1 protein-coding gene is annotated in these 1,145 nt (G+C 70.3%); it reads left to right on the top strand.

What is annotated here, in order from left to right:
• The coding region (locus tag FB157_RS47020) for an NB-ARC domain-containing protein (RefSeq protein ID WP_186582025.1) at window positions 1–1,145 on the top strand (1,145 nt) is incomplete at both ends.

The following is a 1,145-nucleotide window of genomic DNA, read 5'->3' as shown; positions in this document are numbered from 1 at the left end:
TGGCTCGACCGCGAATGCGGCGAGGGACAGACCGGCGGCGGGCTGTCCCTGCTCGTGGGACCCGCAGGCTCGGGCAAAACAGCCACCGTGGTCCGCTGGGCACACAGCGCAGCATCCCGCTTCCCCGACGGGCAGTTGTTCACCACCCTGCGGGCATTCGACCCCCGCGGCCCGGTGGACCCGGCCGAGGCTCTCGGCGACTTCCTGCGTGCCCTCGGCGTCCCCGAAGACCAGATCCCCGACGAGCCCGGCAGAAGATCGGAGCTCTACCGCCAGCGCACCCACAACGCCCGCCTCCTCGTCGTGATCGACAACGCGGCCACCGCACGCGACGTACTCCCCCTGCTGCCCGCAGGCCCCCACTCCACCACCATCGTCACCAGCCGCAGCTCCCTCCTCGACCTCGTCGTCCACCAAGGCGCACCCGTCCTACGGATGGAACCCCTCCCTCCCGCCGACGCCTGGGCCCTGCTGGAACACCTCCTCACGCCTCAACGAGCGCACACCGAGCAACAGGCGGCTCGGCGGCTGATGACACTCTGTGACTACCTCCCGCTCGCACTGCGCATCGCCGCCTCCCGCCTCGCCTGCCGCCCCGGCTGGACCATCACCGACCTCGTCACCGAACTCGAAGACGAACGCACCCGTCTGCCCGCACTCGAGACTGAAGGCACCGTCGGCATCCGCTCCGCCCTCAACCTCACCCACCGCCACCTGTCCACCGATGCCGCCCGGCTCCTCGCACTGCTCGCAGTCCACCCCGGCGCCGAGGTCGACACACTCTCTGCCGCCGCCCTCCTGGAAGCCCGGCCCTCCACCACCCGCAAAGCCCTCGGCTGCCTGGCCGCCTACCACCTTCTTAGCGAGAACGCCCTCGGCCGGTTCACCCGCCACGACCTCATCCGCCTCTACGGCATCGAACTCCTCAACGAACTCGGCGCCGAAGTCCACCAGCAGGCCACCACCCGACTCCTCGACTACTACTGCAAAGCGACCACCCTCGCGGCGGCCCGCGTGTGTGCGGACCAGGCTGCGGTCACCGCTGAGCAGCCACCCGGAGCACTCCCGCGTCTGCCGGACGCGAACGCCGCACTCGCCTGGTTCCGCTCCGAGGAGTCCACCATCCGCGCACTCATTGACGCCAC

The organism is Streptomyces sp. BK340 (assembly GCF_007827595.1).
GTDB lineage: Bacteria > Actinomycetota > Actinomycetes > Streptomycetales > Streptomycetaceae > Streptomyces.
The sequence above is the reverse complement of the archived record's forward strand: the minus strand, read 5'-3'. Positions and strand labels throughout refer to the sequence as shown.